This window comes from Pseudomonas sp. NFACC42-2, assembly GCF_900116055.1.
Classification (GTDB): Bacteria; Pseudomonadota; Gammaproteobacteria; order Pseudomonadales; family Pseudomonadaceae; genus Aquipseudomonas; species Aquipseudomonas marginalis.
The window spans coordinates 79,130-97,733 of sequence record NZ_FOZO01000001.1 but is presented as its reverse complement, the minus strand read 5'-3'; the positions used below and the strand labels follow the sequence as shown (position 1 = coordinate 97,733).

The following is an 18,604-nucleotide window of genomic DNA, read 5'->3' as shown; positions in this document are numbered from 1 at the left end:
CACATCAAGCGAATGGCTGACAACCGCCGAACGGGGCAGAAAAAGTCACCTTGTACTTGCGAACGAATGCTATTTTTAGCTCCTACGACGCCACGACCAGTGACGGTCCTGGCCCCCTGCCGCGAGCTAAAGGAAGCGCTCAATGAACAAGGTGGGCAACATGAACAAAGTGACATTCCCCAATGCCTGCCAGCTGATGCGCTGGCATTTTCATCCGATGGGCTTCGAGGGCAGCATGGATGCGCCCGGCAGTATGGTCGCCCGCCTGTTCGATCGGGCCAGCGGCGAGACGCTGATTGCCATCGCCGGCATCCCCTGCGCCACCGTGATGAATGCTGCCGACGTGGAACGGATTATCGAGGCGGTGGAGGATGAGTTGGAGTCGTTTGTGCCGCCGTTGTCGCTGAGGGCCTGATCCCGGCCCAGCCAACAGAAAGAAGCTCAACTGTGGGAGGGAGCAAGCCCCCTCCCACATTGGAATCGCCTTTGTCCCCTACTAATGGCGCTGATCGTCGAAAAACGCTTTCCTGCCGTCGACCCGGTCAGAGGCCTTGGGCACATTCACCGCCTGGCCCTCGGTTTTTTCCACATACCAGTAGCAATGGCTCACGGCCCGGGTAATCCCGACGTAGGCCAGGCGCAGCACTTCGTCCTTTTGCGCAGTGTCGTAGGGTTCGCTGTCCCCGTCCTTGCCCAGGCCCGCCATGCGGTAGACCTGGTTCTTGTAGGGCGAGCTGGTCACATGCTGGCAATCACCGAGCAGGAACACCGCATCCGCCTGCAGGCCCTTGGCGCTGTGGTACGTCAGCTGCTTCAACCTGCGCGTCGCTGCGGGCAAGCTAGAATCAACATTAACAATCGACTGAATATGCTCTTGAATCAGTAACTTATCGCTACTTCTTCGATACAGCATTAATATCGAATCACCCCGTTGATAATGCTCCAGCAGTTGCCGCCCCAACGCCGCATCGTCCCGTTCCAGTACCGTGACCGGCACCAAGGCTTTTGGCGTGCCGCTGGCCTTGGCCTTTTTTCCCGGGATGGCCGGTGCGGCGCGCACGATATGTTCGGCGGCGTCGATGATGTGCTGATGGCTGCGGTAGTTCTCGCCGAGCATGACGCGGGTAGTGCTCGGCGATGGGAATTGCTGGTTGAATTCCATGAAGTACTTGGGCGAACTGCCGCGCCAGCCGTAGATCGACTGCCAGTCATCACCCACGCACAGCAAGGACGAACGTTGCGCGCCACGGCCCACATGCATCGCGGGCCCACGACTGCGGATTTCCCGCAGGCTGGCGCGTATCCACGAGACGATCTGGGGCGATACGTCCTGGAATTCGTCGATCATCAGGTGCGACATCGGCCGCAGCAGCGGATCGCTGAGGAGCTTGAGGTTTTCCGGGGTGTTCTCGCCGAACAGCGAGAACATGCGGTTATAGGTCATGATCGGCGGCGACTGATCCAGCAGGTGGTCTTCCAGGGCCTTCCAGAAAATGCTCAGGGCTTCAAAGAAGAACCGGTCCGGGTCGTCCTTGGCGAAGCTCATCTGGCCGACGGCGGTCGGCACGTCCAGCCCCAGGTTCTCGATAAAACCGGCGGCCATCACGAAACTGTCCAGCAGCGGTGCCGACGCCAGCTCGCCCTTGACCTTGTAATCAAAGCCGGGACCTGCGCTGGCATCCTCGGCGAGGCTGCTTAAAAGACGCTTTGACGAATCATAGCTATCCAGCCATATCAATGGCTTACGACAGAAAGCTTGAAACAAGGTGCGCTTAACCGCCCACTCTGCACGGACCGACAGCTTCGAGTTCGGCCGGCTGGCCTGGGGGTTTTCACTGGCGTCAAAGCCCAGCACTACCCACGCATCCAGCGCCGGGATATAGCCGTGGCAATGGAACTGCGCGCCATTGATTTCGAAGCGCTGGCGACTGGGCTCAATCCCCTTGATCGGCCAGGCGCCGGCACGAAACCACAGGTCCTCGATCACATCGCAGAGTTCTTCATCGCGCTTGGCCGCCAGTTCGGTCACCGCTATGCGCTTCTGTACATCCGGATGATCGCGCTCCAGTTCACGCAGTTGCAGGCCGTGGCGCGCCAGTGGCGCAATCAGTTCACGAAACCGTGCATGTCGCCCCTGCAACTGGTGGTAGCACGCATTCATCTGCTGGCGCTGGGCGTCGCTGATGCGCAGGTCGAACGGGTTGCTGTCAGCGTCTTCGAAACCGGCACTGAGGTTTTCAAACGCCTGCAGCCGTTCAAAACCCGGCAGGCTGCGGACCATCGGCAGGATGCGCGAGTGAAAGGTGCGCACCACCGCCTGGGCTTCTTTCATGCCAATGGGTTGGCCCCACAGGGTGAGAATGTCCATGAGCTTGTCGATGAAGTCTTTGCGCGACTCGCGGGTGAAGGTCACCACGGTCATCGAGCTCAATTCGAAGCCCAGGTAATGGGTGAGCAGCAAAATACGCAGCACCAGCGAGGTGGATTTACCCGCGCCGGCACCGGCGATCACCGAGGTTGACGGCGTATCGCTGAAGATCATCTTCCATTGCGCCGCGCTCGGCTGGGCATGGGCCGGTAACAAGCGGGCCACATCAGCCTTGATGCGTTTCTTCACGTCGGCGGTCAAGGGCAGCCGCCAATCGTCGAACAGGCTGTCATCGACGCCGGGCGCGCGGTGCTCATCGGGACGGAAGTCGCGGATCAACAGGACTTGTCGGCCCTCCTCGAGGCCATCGGCCTTGCCCTCGCGATAGCCATACTCCACGCCGGCCTCGTGGCCACTGCGAAAACCATCGGCCTGCCCGTGCAACCAGGAAAACCGGTGCTGTGCGCGCAAACGCGTCAGGCCATGGCCAAACAGGCGTGCGGCAAGGCGTTTGAGCAGCGGCATTTCCGCCAGTGGGCGCAGTTCGGGGGGCAGATCAGGCTTGTGTTGCGGCACGCGGACTCCTGCGATGAGCTGGGTTTTGACAAGGGCACCATGGTCGCCGGAATCGGCGCTCAGTTCCAGCCAATTGCTTTATCGTCATGCAGTTAGGCGATGAAGTGAAAGTCAAAACACTCTTTAACCATCGAATTTGCTGATAGGAATCAGGCATTTTTTACGCTTTTTATCGATCATGAGCTCACGGATCATAGCGCCATCAACAGGAGACGATCATGCTTGAACTTCGACCTTTCAACGCCCTGGGCGGCGCCCACCACGGCTGGCTTGACGCCCATCACCATTTTTCATTTGCCGAATACCACGACCCCAAGCGCATGCACTGGGGCAACCTGCGGGTCTGGAACGACGACATCATCGCCCCCGGCACCGGCTTCCCGCAGCACGCCCATCGCGACATGGAGATCATTACCTATGTCCGTGAAGGCGCCATCAGCCACGCCGACAACCTGGGCAATCAGGGCCGCACCGAAGCCGGCGATGTGCAGGTGATGAGCGCAGGCACGGGGATCGCCCACAGCGAGTACAACCTGGAAGCGACGCCGACCAAGATTTTCCAGATATGGATTATCCCTAACGAGGCCGGCCTGCCACCCTCCTGGGGCGCCAAGCCGTTTCCGAAAGGCGATCGCGAAGGGTTCGTGACCCTGGCCAGTGGCAAGGCCGGTGACAGCGAGAGCCTGCGTATCCGCGCGGATGCACGCCTGGTAGCGGCGAACCTGAAAGCCGGGGAAAGCGCGGAATACCGCTTGGACAGCGGGCGCCGAGCTTACCTGGTGCCGGCGACCGGCGTGATTGAAGTCAACGGCTTGCGTGCGCAGGCTCGAGACGGTGTAGCGGTTGAGGATGAGCAGGTGTTACGAGTGACCGCGATTGAAGACAGCGAGATCGTGTTGGTCGACCTGGCCTGATCAACCCTGTGGGAGGAAGGAAACCCTCCTCCCACAGTGGTTTTGCGGCGTTACTGGGAGATGGCTCCGTCTACCAGCACCTGCGCCTCTTGCACCAGCTGCTTGAGGTGATCTTCACCAATAAAGCTCTCGGCGTAGATCTTGTAGATGTCCTCGGTGCCCGATGGCCGTGCGGCGAACCAGCCGTTTTCGGTCATCACTTTCAGGCCGCCAATCGCCTGGTTGTTGCCCGGCGCGTGGCTGAGGATCTGCTGGATGCTTTCCCCGGCCAGTTGCGTGGAGGTCACTTGCTCAGGCGACAGCTTGCCCAACAAGGCTTTCTGCGCCGGCGTGGCCTTGGCGTCGACACGAATGGCGAACGGCTCGCCCAAGGCATCGGTGAGGCCACGGTAGATCTGGCTCGGGTCCTGGCCTTTGCGCGAGGTCATTTCCGCCGCCAGCAAGGCCGGGATCAGGCCGTCCTTGTCGGTGCTCCACACCGTGCCATCCTTGCGCAGGAACGACGCCCCGGCGCTTTCTTCGCCGCCAAAGCCCAATGAACCCTCGAACAGGCCATCGGCAAACCACTTGAAGCCCACCGGCACTTCATACAGGCGCCGCCCCATGCGCGCGGCCACGCGATCGATCAGGCCGCTGCTGACCACGGTCTTGCCCACGGCCGCATCGGCGCGCCAGTCGGGACGGTTCTGGAACAGGTAGTCGATGGACACCGCCAGGTAGTTGTTCGGCGCCAACAGGCCGCCGGACGGGGTCACGATGCCATGGCGATCATGGTCCGGGTCGCAGGCGAACGCTACGTCAAAGCGCTCCTTGAGACCGATCAGGCCTTGCATGGCGTAGCTGGAGGACGGGTCCATGCGGATCTGGCCGTCCCAGTCGACGCTCATGAAGCGGAACGTGGCGTCGACTTCAGTGTTCACCACCTCCAGGTTCAGTCGATAGTGCTCGGCAATCGCCGACCAGTAGCGCACCCCTGCTCCGCCCAGCGGGTCCACGCCCAGGCGAAGGCCGGCACTGCGGATGGCGTCCATGTCGATCACGTTGATCAGGTCGGCCACGTAGCTGTTGAGGTAGTCATGGCGATGGGTGGTGTCGGCCTTGAGCGCCTGCGCATGGGTGATGCGCTTGACCCCGGCCAGTTTATTGGCCAGCAGCTCGTTGGCCTTGGCTTCGATCCACTTGGTGACGTGGGTATCGGCCGGGCCGCCATTGGGCGGGTTGTACTTGTAGCCACCGCTTTGCGGCGGATTGTGGGACGGCGTGATAACGATGCCGTCGGCCAGGCCGCTGGTACGGCCACGGTTGTAGCAGATGATGGCGTGGGAAATTGCCGGGGTTGGCGTGTATTCATCGCCTTCGGCCAGCATCACGTGCACGCCATTGGCGGCCAGCACTTCGAGTGCGCTGGCACCGGCCGGGGTCGACAGCGCGTGGGTGTCCAGGCCGACGAACAGCGGGCCGTCGATGCCTTGGGCTTCGCGATACAGGCAGATGGCCTGGCTGATGGCAAGCACATGCCATTCGTTGAAGCTCAGGTCGAACGAGCTGCCACGGTGCCCGGAGGTACCAAAGGCTACGCGCTGAGTGGAGATCGCTGCATCAGGCTGGCCGGTGTAATAGGCCGTGACCAGTCGCGGGATATCCACCAGCAACTGGGCCGGCGCCGGTTTGCCCGCAAAAGGACTGATTGTCATGCATAAACCTCGGATAGAAGGATTCGGAAAAAACGGCAGTTTACTGAGAGTTGGACTGCTGCGCGACGGTATCGATCCTACATCGTTAAGAGAAATTTCACCCAGTCTGCGCCTGGCGCAATGCGTCGCTCAATGCTTCCAGGGCAATATCCAGATTGGGTTGCCCGTGGAAGGTGTGACTCACGCGCAGGTGCTGGTGGTGCAAGCCACTGACACTGAACAGCTCACCGGGGGCGATCACCACTTGCCGTGCCAGCAGGCGCTGAAATGCCTGGCGCATGTCTACGGCCCGGGTGGAGGCCAGCCAGAACGCGGCACCGGCGGCCGGCATCCGATAAGTCACCTGGTCGCCCAAGTGCTGTTCCAGGCGCTGGCTCATGTGCGCCGCCTGCTCGCTCAAGCGTTGGCGCAGCGTGCGCAGGTGCTGGTCAATCCGCCCGCTTTGGTACAAACGGGCAATCGCGCGCTGACGGATCGACGATAAACGGAATGAGCGCAGCAGGAACTGACGCTGCAACTCATTGCTCATGCGCCGGCACAGCAGGTAGCCGTAGGGGGCTTCCGAACCGAGCACTTTCTCGAACGAAGAAAACACGATCAGCCGCTCAGGGTTCACCCGTTCACGCAATGCGGTGTGGGGGGCTTCAAAACCCAGCTCGCCAAAGGTGTCGTTTTCAAGCAACCAGCAACCGGACTGCTCCAGCAGGTGTGCCACGTCGAGACGCTCGTCGATTGACATGGCCACCCCGCCGGGCAGGCTGACGGAAGACGAGAGCAACACCAGATGCACCGGCTCATCGCGCAACAGCTTCCCCAGCACGGTTCGATCCAGGCGCCCCTCCAGCGTCCAGGGCAACTCGATGATGCGCACCCCGGCATCCTGCAACAAGCGCAGGATCAGCCAGTCGCAGGGCGACTCGACAATCACGGTGGTGCCCCGCAGGCCCAGCACTTCGATCAGGATGTCCAGCACGCCGCGCAGGTCGGCGCCGATATACACGTCGTCGGCATGCCAGCAGCGCATAGGCGACGAGGTATAGCGCGCGGCCAGGGCTGCGCGTAATTCCCATACACCGCAGGGCTGGGACCAGGGCTGCAAATGCGACGGGTACTGGCGCACCAGTTCCCGCTCGAGCCGCAGCAGTGTTTCATCCAGGGAGCCCAGCAATGCCGGCTCGTCACCACTGAGTACCAGCATGCCGGGGCGCCGGGCCGCCGCGTAGAGGCGATCAAGCAGGTCCCCGCCGGCCCAGGCCAGCGGGTTTGCCGACATCGGCCAGGCGTAATAGCCGGATTTGGCCACCGAATACACCCTGCCCTCCTTCTCCAGCAGCGCATAGGCGTACTGGATCGTCGAAATGGACACGTTCAGGCGTCCGGCCAACTGCCGTAAAGACGGCAGTTTTACCCGGGTGTCGGTACTGACCTCGTTGATCAGACTGATCATGTAGCGATAGACCGCCTGATACGCGAAATCCGCCTGACGCTCGCCACGCAGGGTCATCGCCCGAACAATGGCACGGCCTGCGCGGCGCCCTGGGCCGCAGCGGCGCGACACATGCCGTTTTCTCTGGCCAGCGGCCGTTTGCGGTACAGGTGCTGCAACAAGGGCATCGGCAAACCGCTGGTGTCCGTTACCCACTGCTGCAGCATTTCGGCGGAACCGTTGCCCTGGAGGACTTTGTGCAACTCAGGCAACGCCACCAGCATGCCCGGGTGACATTGGCGCAGATAACCTTCCAGTCGCTCTCCGTGATGAACAAAGGGTGAAAACAGCAGGCAGGTCAGCTGGGTCTCATCCAAGCCGAAGAACTCCTGGGCGTAGGTACTCCAGAGCATGCGCCCTTCGCGGGTCCCGGCCTGAATGAGCAAGTCGTCGGGCATGCGCAGACGGCGCATGTACGCGGCGGCCTGCTGGACAAAACCTTCGACGCCTTCCTCATAATCCAGCGCACGCAGGCATTCGGCCTGCAACCCACGTAGATGAGCCATCAGCAACGGATTGGAATAGGCCGGATGGCTGAAGTGAAAACCCAGCGGATCGGGAGCGTAGGCCATGAACTCGGTCAGCAGGGAGGTCGACGCGATGTCGACATCTTCCAGCAGGTCGGCGATGCCGATGTAGGCCAAGTGACGATGCCCCGCCGTGCTGGGGTTATCGCTGGCCACGTAATGCTCACCGAACACATCCTGGTAATAACCGGTGCTCCACTCGTCCATGTGTGCGAACAACGCGTTGAGGGACATCGGATGGCCCTTGGGAACACGGACGCCTGCGCCCTGGGCGGTTTTCTTGAGCCAGGCAAGAAACCGACTTTGCCTACGCGGGGAGTCACCACTGACCAGCGCGTGGACGCCGCCATTGCACGTGGTGACACGCTGGTAAAAATCACCGACGGCCAGGTAAGTGTCGTTGCACAGGGTGGCGCGGCAGTCCCCGGCACTCACATGGCCCACCATCAACATATTGCGCTGGCTGATCTTTCGCCCGATCGCTGAGGCCGGGCGCTGGTGATTGAAGGGTTGTACCTCCTGGTTTTCCACCATCAACAACTCGACACGCGGGTCATCGTGGAGAAACAGCCGGCCGTAGCCGCGATTCAGGGTATCGAGCTGCCCCTCGGTCATGCCCGCGTGACGTAGCGTCGCGACCCTCAGTTGAAAGGTACGTGGCGCGCGACCGGCAATGGTCAGTTGAGCCGCTCGGAGCAGCGCCAGGGTATAGCTGCTGACTTCACCGCCACCATGGGCCACCAGTACCTTGAAGTCCCCCACCTGTTCCATCCCGCCTGCCGCGACAATGATTCGCTGGACCAGTAACTGGAGAGCGGTACGTCCCGCGCGACTGAAGTGCCCGATCAGACGTTGCAGAACTTGCTGGTAAACATGATTCATAGCCTGTTCGTGAATAGTGCTCATAGTTTACTACCCGAGTTGAAATATCAGTTTCAAGCAACTGCTGACAGTGTTTGCTTGACCTATTTTGCGTGTAGGAAAATCGCGCCCCGTAGTGTGCGCCGATGATTAAACACTAGCACCACGCAACAAAACGACAGGGATTGCCGGGGAGCATTTTTCACCCGCACAAGCGCACAACCTAATGAAAATATTGGGAAAAACTTTTACAAGGTTAGCCCTAGGAGTCTTCCGACAAGGTCCTACGCGTTTTTAACCAGCCTTTTAAAGAAGTGTCCGACAACAAGCTTAAACAACTTTTCCATTTGCATGGCCGGTACGCTTTATGAAAGTACCTGTCTTGCTGAGCACACCTGTGGGGCGCGTCGATAGTTCGAGTAACTATCAGCAGCCGAGTCATAGTTTCAATCATTGCTCAATCCTTGAGATGAAAGTGAAGGCGCAATTATCAGTGTTGGAATAATGATTAATAGATACAGAAGCGGGCCGAAAACCAGTTCAGATGTACAACCTATGTCGCGTAAAAGGCGCACATGCAACGACGCCGCACTGGGATTCAGGGCGGCGTCGGGGAGAAAGGCCTGGATTTGTGGGCTAAAGCGCCAGGTCGGCAGCTTCCGGGGCAGGCAGGTTAAGCCCTGTCAAATGGCACATTTGCCCCATTCACTCAGGCGTAGGAACGTTCATTTACGAATACTCCTACAGCTCAAACAGCCGCAACCTGCAACGCAACCCGCTCGCGGCACGGGCATTCGTCCATATAACGGTGGGCTTCGACAAACTGATTGAACGGAAACACCGTGGTTTTCAGGGGCACGAGCACACGATCGGCGGTCAGCTGGTTGATATCACGCAACGCGCGCTGCAACGCCACCTGATCCTGGATGATGCCCAGCTCCGGCTTGCCGGTGAAGTTGCCGATACAGTGCACGAAGAACTGAATGTTCTTCTGGAACGCCGCGCACGCCGGGAACGGTGTCTGGTTACCACCCTGCAAGCCATACAGCACCAGGCTGCCACGGGGCGCCAGCACATCACCGAGCAGCGACATCTGCGGGCCACCCAAGCCATCGAACACCACGTCGACACCGCGGTTGTCGGTGAACTTGTTGATTTGCATCAGCAGGTCCTGTTCCTCGGTGACAATGACTTTTTCTGCGCCAAGAGAAAGCAGGTACTCGCGCTCAGCGCTGTCCTTGGTGGCGGCAATCACCCGCACACCCAGGGCCTTGCCCAGTTGCACAAACGAAGGGCCGGCGCAATGGCTGGCGTCGGTCACCAGGGCAAACTGCCCGGGCTTGACCCGTGCCAGGTCCACATACGCAAAGTAGGCAATCAGCAGCGGCGTGTAGTGCACGCTGGCTTCGATGGGGCTCAGGACGTCCGGATAGCGGGTCAGGGCCGAACGGGGCAGGACGATCTGCTCGCCATACACCGGGTAATCATTGGGGCTCTCGGCCGGAAAACTGGCCACTTTATCGCCCACTGCCAAGTCATCCACGCCCTCGCCCAAGGCTACGACCACCCCGGCCATCTCATGGCCAAGGCCGGATGGAAGGCGTGCGTGAGAAGACGCCAGGTTCTGGCGCCACAAAATGTCATACCAGCTGATGCCAATCGCCTCGACACGGACCTGCACTTCGCCCGGTGCGGGCTGCGCGGCTGCATGCTCTTCGCACTTGAGCACCTCGGCCGGACCAAACTTGTGAAAACGGATCGTGCGGGACATCGCAAACCTCGTCAAAGTAACCTCTATTGCCATGAACTCTATCTGGGCTTTCCGGCTAAGGCCACCGGTCGCCGTTAATAGTCGACATGTCTGTCATTGATTCCGCATCTGAGGAATAGACCTCAAGTAACGTAGGAAAACTCAATTAGCCGGTGCAGAGTACCAGCCTTTCCCCGTAAGATTCATACCGGTCACGCGTCTGAATGGACCTTCAGGGCTCTTATATCGCCGTTCTCGTCAAATAAAGCTGACTCTTCCAGGACACAAGATGAACCGTAACGACCTGCGTCGTGTCGACCTTAACCTCTTGATCGTATTCGAAACCTTGATGCATGAGCGCAGTGTGACCCGCGCCGCCGAGAAATTGTTCCTTGGCCAACCAGCCATCAGCGCCGCGTTATCACGCTTGCGTGGGCTGTTCGACGACCCACTGTTCGTACGCACCGGCCGCAGCATGGAACCCTCGGCCCGGGCCGTGGAAATCTTCGCCCTGCTCTCCCCGGCCCTGGACTCGATTTCCACCGCCGTCAGCCGCGCCGCCGAGTTCGACCCGGCCACCAGCACCGCGGTGTTCCGTATCGGCCTGTCCGACGACGTCGAATTCGCCCTGCTGCCCCAACTGCTCAAACGCCTGCGCGCCGAAGCGCCCGGCATTGTACTGGTGGTGCGACGGGTCAATTACATCCTGATGCCCGGCCTGCTCGCCTCCGGCGAAATTTCCATCGGCGTCAGCTACACCGCCGACCTGCCGGCCAACGCCAAGCGCAAAGTACTGCGCCGCAGCCTTCCGAAACTGCTGCGCGCCGACAGCGTGCCGGGCTCCCTGAGCCTGGACGACTTCTGCGCCCGCCCCCACGCCCTGGTGTCGTTCGCCGGCGACTTGAGCGGGTTCATCGATGAAGAGCTGGAGAAACTCGACCGCAAGCGCCATGTGGTGCTGGCGGTGCCGCAATTCAACGGGCTGGGGACATTGCTGGCAGGCACGGACATTGTCGCCATTGTGCCGGACTATGCCGCCGAGGCACTGACCGCCGCAGGGGGTTTGCGCGCGGAAGAACCGCCGTTGCCGGTACGCTCGTTCGAGCTGCATATGGCTTGGCGTGGGTCGCAGGACAATGATCCGGGGGAGCGGTGGTTGCGATCGCGGATACAGATGTTTTTTGGGGACCCTGAGAGTTTGTAAAAAAACTCTACCAGGCTCTATAAACGGATATAAAACATTACGAACCCGACAAGCACGCTGCGACGTGGCCAACCACATCGCCCCGCTCAAGGCCAAGACCGCCAACTTCGAGGCACAGTTGCTCAATGAAGAGCGCACCTTCGAGTATGTCGCCAAGCAATGGCTAGCATTTAAGTCTGGCGAACGGGTGACCAAATCCATTACAGGGTCTAGTGGTGCGCTGAGTAACCTTATCTTGCCTGCTATCGGCAATAAACTGCATCGACACCTTGAACTCGATATTTAATACCTGGCGCAGCAGCCCAAAACCCCTCCGGCCTGCGACCACATACGCTTTGGGCCAAAACTCGTCGATAGGCCCCCTGCATCACGCGGCTAGGCCGGGAAACATCTGACTAGCCAGTGCCCACGCAGCTGCTCCGGATCTGTCGACGTGCGCCCTGACTGATAAATTGAATCCCACGCAAGGGAGCAAGTTGGAAATACCAGTCAACTCGCCAGGCGTGGCCATTTTGCAGCAATGCAAACTAAGGCCAAGTACGTGCCACGATCGCGGTCATTCCACATAACGCAGCCAAAGATGGGTCCGACCGGAGATCGCCTGGGCGACTGCGAGGTGGCGTGCTTGCAGGTATTCATCGCTAGTGTTGTAGAGCGCACAAATGTCTTTGGCAACCAGATTAGCCAGGGCTAGGTCAGGCGGCTCAGCACGAATGAAGCCGATGTAAGAGGCACCTACTCCTATCAGTTCATAACCATGCGCCAGTAAAAAATGATGCGCCACCGCAAAGTTCTTTGCAGGATCAAGATCTGAAGTGAAATAGCCGTTCGGAAAAGCCGCCAGTGCCTCGCACGACTGCTGAACGGGTACCAAGAGCGCTGAAAGGGGCTGATCTAGAAGAGAGACAGGGTCGTTCTGGTAAGCGATCCACTCCTGTAGGGCCTGCTCATCAAGCGTCAAGCCATGGGCGCAAGCATCTTCGAAAGAGGTGAATGCAACCAGGTTCATGAAATTGCGAAAGCACATTGCAAATTCCGCTTTCGTTGTCGGATAGCCAATGTATTCACCATTCTCAAAGCATTCCGGCGGTAACGCCGCGATGTCCTGCTCCGATGCATCGTCCATTCCTGAATTGTTGCGCGCATGCCCCGAGGTGTAGCGGGCTTGGTGCAAGTCATCGAGCGAGAACAGAGGTTTAAAGCCTGGGTGCAACTCAGCAATCCTACGATGGGCTTCGGCCATATCGTCAAAGCGGGTAATCCCGCTTACGCCGTACTCATCGCATGTACCTACAGACGGGTTCTCACGCATGCCATTACCGCGAAATTCGATATCCATAAACAGTGGTCTGCTCCGTCTTGTTACTGAAATAAGTGGGTAATCCCAAGGACCTCTCTGCCTGCCCAATACTCCTTTTACTATTGATGAGAGTCCGCCTCCTCAGCGGGATAAAACTCGCCAGCCTTCCCACTCTTTTTCAGCCGTTCGCGCACAATTATCTCAACCCGGGCCACTGCGGCTTGATCATCAGGATTGACCAACTGCACGCACAGGCGTCGGACATTCTGATCGTGGGTGCCCTCGCTCATCATCTCGTGAGTGAAGACCTGCTCGCCACGCCATAGGCACAGTTGGGCATGAGTTGCGCCGAGCCATATCTCGTTGATTGATCCAAGGTCGGTAGTATCCAATTGATCCACGGTGATGGTCTTATCCATGGCGCTATACCTTACCAAATGAGTAGGTATAGATAGACTGACAGGCATTGACGGTCGTTCCAAACATCGGCAGGTCAACGGCGCCAACGGTGGTTAAGCACGCGGCGGACCTAGCTCTCAATAGTTACGTATTGCGCAGGAAACGCTCGAGCACATTGTTGGTGATCATCACGGTGTAGAAGTCTGCCTGCATGAGCCCATGCACCCATTCGCACGTGGCGGCGGTAAACACCTCGCCTCGACCTTTGTGGAAGTGCACCACCATGCCGGCCCCGCGGCTATGCAAATCGATGCTGGCGTCGCTGAGGTCGGGCGCCAGGATGGAAGCACGAAACCGCGCATCGCCATCGCCGAGCATGAATGAATAGGCATCCTCGGACCGGCCATGCTCGGCATTGGTCGCCCAGCCCATGGCGAGGATTTGCAATCCGCAGGGCGCCCCGTCTGTGTAGAGCGGTTCCGGAAGGCCGTCGACGAAGGTGTATTCCAGGCCATCCACCTCATAGCCGAAGATGTTGGCTTCGTCCGCGAACATATCCGCGTAACCCAGGCCCGTCCCCAGGAACGCCCAGTGCTCAGGCCTGAAGACGGTATACCCGCGCGGGCTGCGCGGCGCCATGCCTCCAAAGCTGGCGTAAATCCCTCGCAGAGCATTCACCCCGAACGTCGTTGCCCCGGGGTGATTCACCCTCGGATCTTCCCAGGCCCCCGTTAGCCGATGAGGCTCGGTAGCGGCCACAGGATCGAACGCACCGGCATCGTACTTGTAGGCCACCTGCCGCCGGCCTTCATCCTCCAGGCGAATCTGCCACATGAAATTGCCGGCGAAGCGCGCGACCTTGCCGCCCTCCTCGACAAAGGCGTCGACATGGTCGCGCATTTCCCGCGTCCAGTACTCGTCGTGCCCGATGAAGACGGCGCAGGCGTAGCCCTCAAGCGCCTGGGGGTCGTGATGCAAATCGTCCTGGGTCACGATATGCACCGTATAACCTTGCTGCTCGGCCCAGACTACAAAAGGTCTCTCGAAGGAAGCCCACCCCGCCAGCGCGTAGTACTTGGCGTAGCCGTTAAGGGAGGCCCATTCGATGAACTCATAGCGCGCCGGCCCTGGCGTGCGGGGCCGGGTCGCGTTGACGCAACGTGGCGCATCGGCCGGCAGCCACACCTGCCCTCGCGCCCAGGGGCGCTGTGCCGACAGCAACGGTGAGCGGCCACGTGGCGTGCCGGGATGAACGCCAAAGTAATGATTGGCACCGCCCCAGTCGTTATAAGCGGCCCACGTCGAGGTGGCCGCGACGAGCACCAAGGCATCGGCACGCTTGCGCAGCGCCTTGACGATAAACAGATGATGCCCGAGGACGCTGTCGTCGCCGTCCCGCACTTCCACTATGTAGCCACCCTGCTCGGCATCCGCCGGAATTGACCATTGCATGAAGACAGGCCATTGGCAGCCATGCTCATAGGCACGTTCGGGTATGGGGTGGAATCGAGCGTCAAGGCTGTCGGTGGTATGCAGCGTGCGGGCGATGGCGCCATCACGATAGATCCGCAGCCTCAAGTGCGGGCGGTTCGACGACAGATACAGGCAAACCGAATCACCCGGGCCATAGGCGCGACGGTCCGAGTAGCACCAGGCGGCCGCCGGGCCCGACTCGCAAGGAACTTCGACCCAGGTCTCGCGTGCGGCCTGACGTGGGCCCGAAGTCCGGCTGACGGTCACGTTGGCGCCCGGGCGTTCGCCTCGCGCAGCGGTGTTTTTGAGGTCTGTGGAATTCATTGAACCGTACTCGTTTGATCGGCTGATTCTGCGGATCGACCAGCCAATGTGGTTACGCTGACTCGAGCGCCAGGCGCCTTGATGTGCGCAAGGTCGATGCCCGCTGTTTCGTCGATAAGAAACCCCGCCAGGACGGTGACGACGCCCAACCCGATCACATAGCTGACGTACAGATAGCCAAGGTCGGCGCCGCTGAGATAGTTGTGTAGATAAGGGGCGGTGCCGCCAAAGATCGCCACTGAAACCGACGAGACCAAACCGACGCCCTGGGCCCGTGCCTGGGTCGGCACCTGCTCGGACAGCACAGCGGGGAAAATCGCCGCGATCAACGACCAGGCGCCCAGCCCCAGCACCTGGGCCAAAAACAGCGTCCAGGGCTCAGTGGTCACCATTATCGAAAGGGGATAGGTCAGCACGATCACGCCCAGGCCCCAGGCGATAACCATGGGCCGGCGCCCTACCCGATCGGACACCATCCCGCAGACCGGCAACCAGCACACGCAGAGGATCTGCGCGAGGAGACTGGCCACATAGGCCCCCGTGGCGTCCATGCCCTGGGCAATCGCCGTCGAGGCGCCGAACGTGACCCACGCGTAGTAAGTGACATTGGCGGCCGCTGCAAGCATGACGATGTTGCGCGCCACGCGCAGCATCTCCCCCGTGGACAGCTTGCGCGGCGGCCGCACCAGACCCTGCTGCTCTACAAATACATGAGACTCCTGGGCGCCACGGCGCAAAAACAGCGCATAAATACCGAGTACTCCACCGATGGCGAAGCCAATCCTCCAGCCGTAGTCACCCATGGCCTGCGCCCCCAGCAGCCCAGTCAGAACTGCCGCCACGGCCGTTGCCGCCATCACGCCCAGCGTCACCCCCACATACACGGAACTGGACCATAAGCCACGGTGCTTGCTTGGGGCGATCTCGGCGACATAGGTGTAGGACACCCCTGTCTCGCCACCATGGGCGAGCCCCTGCATCAGCCGGAAAAACAGCAGCGCGACCGACGCATACAGGCCAATGCTCTGGTAGTCAGGGATAAGCGCGATGCCCAGGCTGCTGGTCGCAAGCAGCAGCATGGTGAGCACCATGATGGTCCGGCGCCCCAGTCGGTCGCTCAGCCGGCCAAACAACCAGCCGCCGACAGGGCGTGCGACAAAGCCAACCGCAAACACTGCAAGGGTCGCGAGCATCGCCGAGCGCGCATCGGTCTTGTCGAACAGGTTGCTTGCCAGATACACCGAAAAGGTGGCGTACAGGGTCCAGTCGAACCATTCGAGCGCATTGCCGATACCGGCTGCGCGCAACGATTTGAGGCGTCCTTGGTGAGACGTCGTATTGTTCATGGGGTATCTCCTGGTGACGAACGGGATCGAAGCGGTTTGGCAAACCGGATCAAAGGTGCAACGCGGGCTTGGGCTGGCGTACGCCCTGGGCAGAAGGGACGCGGACACGCAGCGCAATCAGCAACGCGGCCAGCAGCATCAGCACGGCCGCCGCTACGAATACGCCTGCGCTGCCGCCGAAGCTGAACACTGCACCGCCAGCGGCGGCGCCCGTGGCAATGGCCGACTGCACGGAGGCCACTACCATGCCTCCGGCGCTTTCCGCCTGGTCAGGTACCGCGCTGGCGACCCAGTTCGACCACGCCACCGGCACACCACCAAAGGCCAAGCCCCAGACCGCCAGCAGTAGCGCCTGCCCCGGCAACGAGGCCGGTAACAGCACCAACGCCAGGGCTGCAACGCCGACCAGCGCCGGCATCAACACCAGCGTGGCCAGCGGGTGGCGCTCCAGCAGCCTGCCGGCCAACAGCGTGCCGGCGAAGTTCGCCACGCCAAAACCCAGCAACATCAACGACAGCCCCTGGGGGCCGATGCCAGTCGTCCCTTCAAGGAATGGCCGAACATAAGTGAACATCGCAAAGTGGCCGCTGTGCACCAGCACACAACCGAACATCCCCATGGCGATGCCCGGGCGCTGCAACACCTCGAGCACAGTGCGCAGGCGTGCCGGCCGGCGCGGCGCCAGGCGCGGCAGCGTGAACGACTGGAAAGCCAGGGTCACCATGCCTACCGCCGCCGCGGCAAAGAACGCGCTGCGCCAGCCGTACAGCCCGCCCAGATAGCTGCCCAGCGGCACAGCCACGACCGTGCCGACGGCAATGCCACTGAAAATGATCGACAGCGCCCGGGGCAACAACGCACTCGGCACCAAGCGCATCGCCACCGCCGCCGCCATGCTCCAGAACCCGCCAAGGGCAATGCCCAGCAAGATGCGCATCACCAACAGCACCGCGAAGCTGGAGGAAACGGCGACCAACAGATTGGAGGCGACCATCAACGTGGAAAAACCCAGCAGCACCCAACGTCGGTCGATGCTGCGGGTCAGGCCGGGCACCAGCAAGCCAGCGAACAGCGCCACCACGGCGGTCACCGTTACCGCCTGGCCAGCCAGCGCTTCGGACACGCCCAGGTCGGCAGACATCAGCGTCAACAAACTGGCCGGAAGATACTCAGCGGTCAGTAATCCGAATACGCCCATTGCCAACGAAAATACTGCCATCCACGCGGGCGTCGCAGGCTCTACGTCCGCACCGACGCCGGAATGGCGGTCGGATAAGGTGTTACATACACAGTCAGTCATTGCACGGATCTCCCAATCTTCATGGCGAGCCGAAGTCTAGGCGCGGGAAGCTGGATGATCTATGATCGTAAATCTCTACTTTTTGACTAAAACACCTGAATGATGCCAGCAGATCAGTTTGCTCTTTCCTCGGACCTCATCAACGAGCTGTTGCGCGGCATGCGCCTGCGTGGCGTCGAATACCGGCGTATCCAGGCAGGTCCAACCTTTGGTTTGGGCTTCGCGGAAAAACCTGGGCACGCCTGGTTCCACTTCATGGCCGTCGGCAACGCAGTGCTGCGAATGGAGGACGGCAGCACCTACGCGCTATCTGCCGGCAACGCCGTGTTCATTTCCCACGGCGCGACCCACCAACTGTTTTCCGATCCGGACGCACCTGTTCAAGACATCGACCGCCTGGACGGCGCGCCCTTAGGTGACACCGTCAGCGCGGTGGATACCGGAACCGATGCCAGCCCCACGCCGAGCACTATTTTGTTCAGTGGTTGCATGGAGTTCGAACTGGGCAGCATCCATGGCCTTGGTCGGCTGATGCCGGGACTGATGCTGATTGATGCCGGCGGCCAGCGTTACCCCGGACTGGTGCCGATCCTGACCACCATGGAGCGGGAGGTCGGCGCCGCGCGTATCGGCTTCGCCGGTATCCTCGCGCGGTTGGCCGACGTGGTGGCCGCCATGGTCGTTCGCGGGTGGGTGGAGTGCGCCTGCGGGAATGCCTCTGGCCTGGTCGCCGCCTTGCGCGATCCACGCTTGGCCGGTGCACTGCTTGCGCTCCATCAACAACCGGGGCGCGACTGGACTGTTGCGCAGCTGGCCGAGCACTGCAATACCTCGCGCTCGGCCTTCGCGGACCGCTTTCAAGTGACGATTGGCATGACCCCGCTGCGCTACGTCACCGAACTGCGAATGCGGCTGGCAAGCCAGTGGCTGACGCTCGAAAGGCTGCCGATTGAAGAGGTGGCGCAGCGCTTGGGCTATACCTCCCAGGCCGCTTTCAGCCGCGCATTCAAGCGCATTACGGGCAAGACACCGGGTTTGAGTCGCAAGGTGAGGCCGCACGCTGTTACTTGAAGCCGATGAGC

15 protein-coding genes are annotated in these 18,604 nt (G+C 60.7%); 5 read left to right on the top strand and 10 right to left on the bottom strand.

The genetic code is table 11. The features are described 5' to 3' along the window. Positions 1 to 142: 142 nt before the first annotated feature. Entirely contained in the window at positions 143 to 415 is a 273-nt protein-coding gene (locus tag BM416_RS00415; RefSeq protein ID WP_027605770.1) for a DUF1652 domain-containing protein, read from the top strand. A gap of 81 nt (positions 416 to 496) precedes the next feature. Here BM416_RS00415 and BM416_RS00410 read toward each other — a convergent pair whose 3' ends face one another. After that, positions 497 to 2,944 (bottom strand): UvrD-helicase domain-containing protein, encoded by a 2,448-nt coding sequence (locus BM416_RS00410; RefSeq protein ID WP_092484108.1) that lies wholly within the window; start codon positions 2,942 to 2,944, stop codon positions 497 to 499. A gap of 218 nt (positions 2,945 to 3,162) precedes the next feature. Here BM416_RS00410 and BM416_RS00405 point away from each other — a divergent pair, with 218 nt between their 5' ends. Continuing rightward, entirely contained in the window at positions 3,163 to 3,858 is a 696-nt protein-coding gene (locus BM416_RS00405; protein ID WP_092484105.1) for a pirin family protein, read from the top strand. Positions 3,859 to 3,908: 50 nt separating this feature from the next. Here BM416_RS00405 and pgm read toward each other — a convergent pair whose 3' ends face one another. The 4 genes from pgm to BM416_RS00385 all read right to left on the bottom strand — a co-directional run bounded on the left by pgm (position 3,909) and on the right by BM416_RS00385 (position 10,197). Beyond that, entirely contained in the window at positions 3,909 to 5,552 is a 1,644-nt protein-coding gene (gene pgm, locus BM416_RS00400; RefSeq protein ID WP_092484102.1) for a phosphoglucomutase (alpha-D-glucose-1,6-bisphosphate-dependent), read from the bottom strand. A gap of 97 nt (positions 5,553 to 5,649) precedes the next feature. Then, complete coding sequence (locus BM416_RS00395; protein ID WP_092484099.1) at positions 5,650 to 7,056, bottom strand: aminotransferase-like domain-containing protein; 1,407 nt, start codon at positions 7,054 to 7,056, stop codon at positions 5,650 to 5,652. Continuing rightward, entirely contained in the window at positions 7,053 to 8,471 is a 1,419-nt protein-coding gene (locus BM416_RS00390; RefSeq protein WP_092484096.1) for a hypothetical protein, read from the bottom strand. Before BM416_RS00390 ends, BM416_RS00395 begins: the two co-directional genes overlap by 4 nt. A gap of 703 nt (positions 8,472 to 9,174) precedes the next feature. Continuing rightward, the gene (locus BM416_RS00385) at positions 9,175 to 10,197 is read right to left on the bottom strand and encodes a zinc-dependent alcohol dehydrogenase family protein (protein WP_027605764.1); all 1,023 of its coding nucleotides are present in this window, start codon (positions 10,195 to 10,197) and stop codon (positions 9,175 to 9,177) included. A 268-nt stretch (positions 10,198 to 10,465) separates the two neighbouring features. Between BM416_RS00385 and BM416_RS00380 the strand changes: the two genes are divergently transcribed. Together BM416_RS00380 and BM416_RS00375 are read left to right on the top strand one after the other, a co-directional pair. Continuing rightward, complete coding sequence (locus tag BM416_RS00380) at positions 10,466 to 11,380, top strand: LysR family transcriptional regulator (RefSeq protein ID WP_027605763.1); 915 nt, start codon at positions 10,466 to 10,468, stop codon at positions 11,378 to 11,380. Positions 11,381 to 11,444: 64 nt separating this feature from the next. Beyond that, complete coding sequence (locus tag BM416_RS00375) at positions 11,445 to 11,666, top strand: hypothetical protein (RefSeq protein ID WP_256577393.1); 222 nt, start codon at positions 11,445 to 11,447, stop codon at positions 11,664 to 11,666. A gap of 270 nt (positions 11,667 to 11,936) precedes the next feature. Here BM416_RS00375 and BM416_RS00370 read toward each other — a convergent pair whose 3' ends face one another. The 5 genes from BM416_RS00370 to BM416_RS00350 form a co-directional block, all read right to left on the bottom strand. After that, complete coding sequence (locus BM416_RS00370; RefSeq protein WP_256577392.1) at positions 11,937 to 12,719, bottom strand: hypothetical protein; 783 nt, start codon at positions 12,717 to 12,719, stop codon at positions 11,937 to 11,939. Positions 12,720 to 12,799: 80 nt separating this feature from the next. Continuing rightward, positions 12,800 to 13,099: a hypothetical protein gene (locus BM416_RS00365; RefSeq protein ID WP_092484093.1), complete on the bottom strand. Its 300-nt coding sequence runs from the start codon at positions 13,097 to 13,099 to the stop codon at positions 12,800 to 12,802. Positions 13,100 to 13,223: 124 nt separating this feature from the next. Beyond that, the gene (locus BM416_RS00360; protein WP_092484090.1) at positions 13,224 to 14,876 is read right to left on the bottom strand and encodes a N,N-dimethylformamidase beta subunit family domain-containing protein; all 1,653 of its coding nucleotides are present in this window, start codon (positions 14,874 to 14,876) and stop codon (positions 13,224 to 13,226) included. Further along, a complete protein-coding gene (locus BM416_RS00355) occupies positions 14,873 to 16,222 on the bottom strand; it encodes an MFS transporter (protein WP_092484087.1) in 1,350 nt (449 codons plus the stop codon). The genes BM416_RS00360 and BM416_RS00355 overlap by 4 nt, the downstream gene beginning before the upstream one ends. A 49-nt stretch (positions 16,223 to 16,271) precedes the next feature. Then, positions 16,272 to 17,522, bottom strand: coding sequence for an MFS transporter (locus BM416_RS00350; RefSeq protein ID WP_092484084.1), 1,251 nt, complete (start codon positions 17,520 to 17,522; stop codon positions 16,272 to 16,274). 102 nt (positions 17,523 to 17,624) lie between these two features. Here BM416_RS00350 and BM416_RS00345 point away from each other — a divergent pair, with 102 nt between their 5' ends. Beyond that, positions 17,625 to 18,593: an AraC family transcriptional regulator gene (locus tag BM416_RS00345; protein ID WP_092485542.1), complete on the top strand. Its 969-nt coding sequence runs from the start codon at positions 17,625 to 17,627 to the stop codon at positions 18,591 to 18,593. Positions 18,594 to 18,604 lie beyond the last annotated feature (11 nt).

Bases quoted from the DNA above. Each gene is read 5' to 3' on its own strand.
- BM416_RS00415 (WP_027605770.1), top strand. From the start codon at position 143: ATGAACAAGGTGGGCAACATGAACAAAGTGACATTCCCCAATGCCTGC.
- BM416_RS00405 (WP_092484105.1), top strand. From the start codon at position 3,163: ATGCTTGAACTTCGACCTTTCAACGCCCTGGGCGGCGCCCACCACGGC.
- pgm (WP_092484102.1), bottom strand. From the start codon at position 5,552: ATGACAATCAGTCCTTTTGCGGGCAAACCGGCGCCGGCCCAGTTGCTG.
- BM416_RS00395 (WP_092484099.1), bottom strand. From the start codon at position 7,056: ATGACCCTGCGTGGCGAGCGTCAGGCGGATTTCGCGTATCAGGCGGTC.
- BM416_RS00390 (WP_092484096.1), bottom strand. From the start codon at position 8,471: ATGAGCACTATTCACGAACAGGCTATGAATCATGTTTACCAGCAAGTT.
- BM416_RS00385 (WP_027605764.1), bottom strand. From the start codon at position 10,197: ATGTCCCGCACGATCCGTTTTCACAAGTTTGGTCCGGCCGAGGTGCTC.
- BM416_RS00380 (WP_027605763.1), top strand. From the start codon at position 10,466: ATGAACCGTAACGACCTGCGTCGTGTCGACCTTAACCTCTTGATCGTA.
- BM416_RS00370 (WP_256577392.1), bottom strand. From the start codon at position 12,719: ATGGATATCGAATTTCGCGGTAATGGCATGCGTGAGAACCCGTCTGTA.
- BM416_RS00365 (WP_092484093.1), bottom strand. From the start codon at position 13,099: ATGGATAAGACCATCACCGTGGATCAATTGGATACTACCGACCTTGGA.
- BM416_RS00360 (WP_092484090.1), bottom strand. From the start codon at position 14,876: ATGAATTCCACAGACCTCAAAAACACCGCTGCGCGAGGCGAACGCCCG.
- BM416_RS00355 (WP_092484087.1), bottom strand. From the start codon at position 16,222: ATGAACAATACGACGTCTCACCAAGGACGCCTCAAATCGTTGCGCGCA.
- BM416_RS00350 (WP_092484084.1), bottom strand. From the start codon at position 17,522: ATGACTGACTGTGTATGTAACACCTTATCCGACCGCCATTCCGGCGTC.
- BM416_RS00345 (WP_092485542.1), top strand. From the start codon at position 17,625: ATGCCAGCAGATCAGTTTGCTCTTTCCTCGGACCTCATCAACGAGCTG.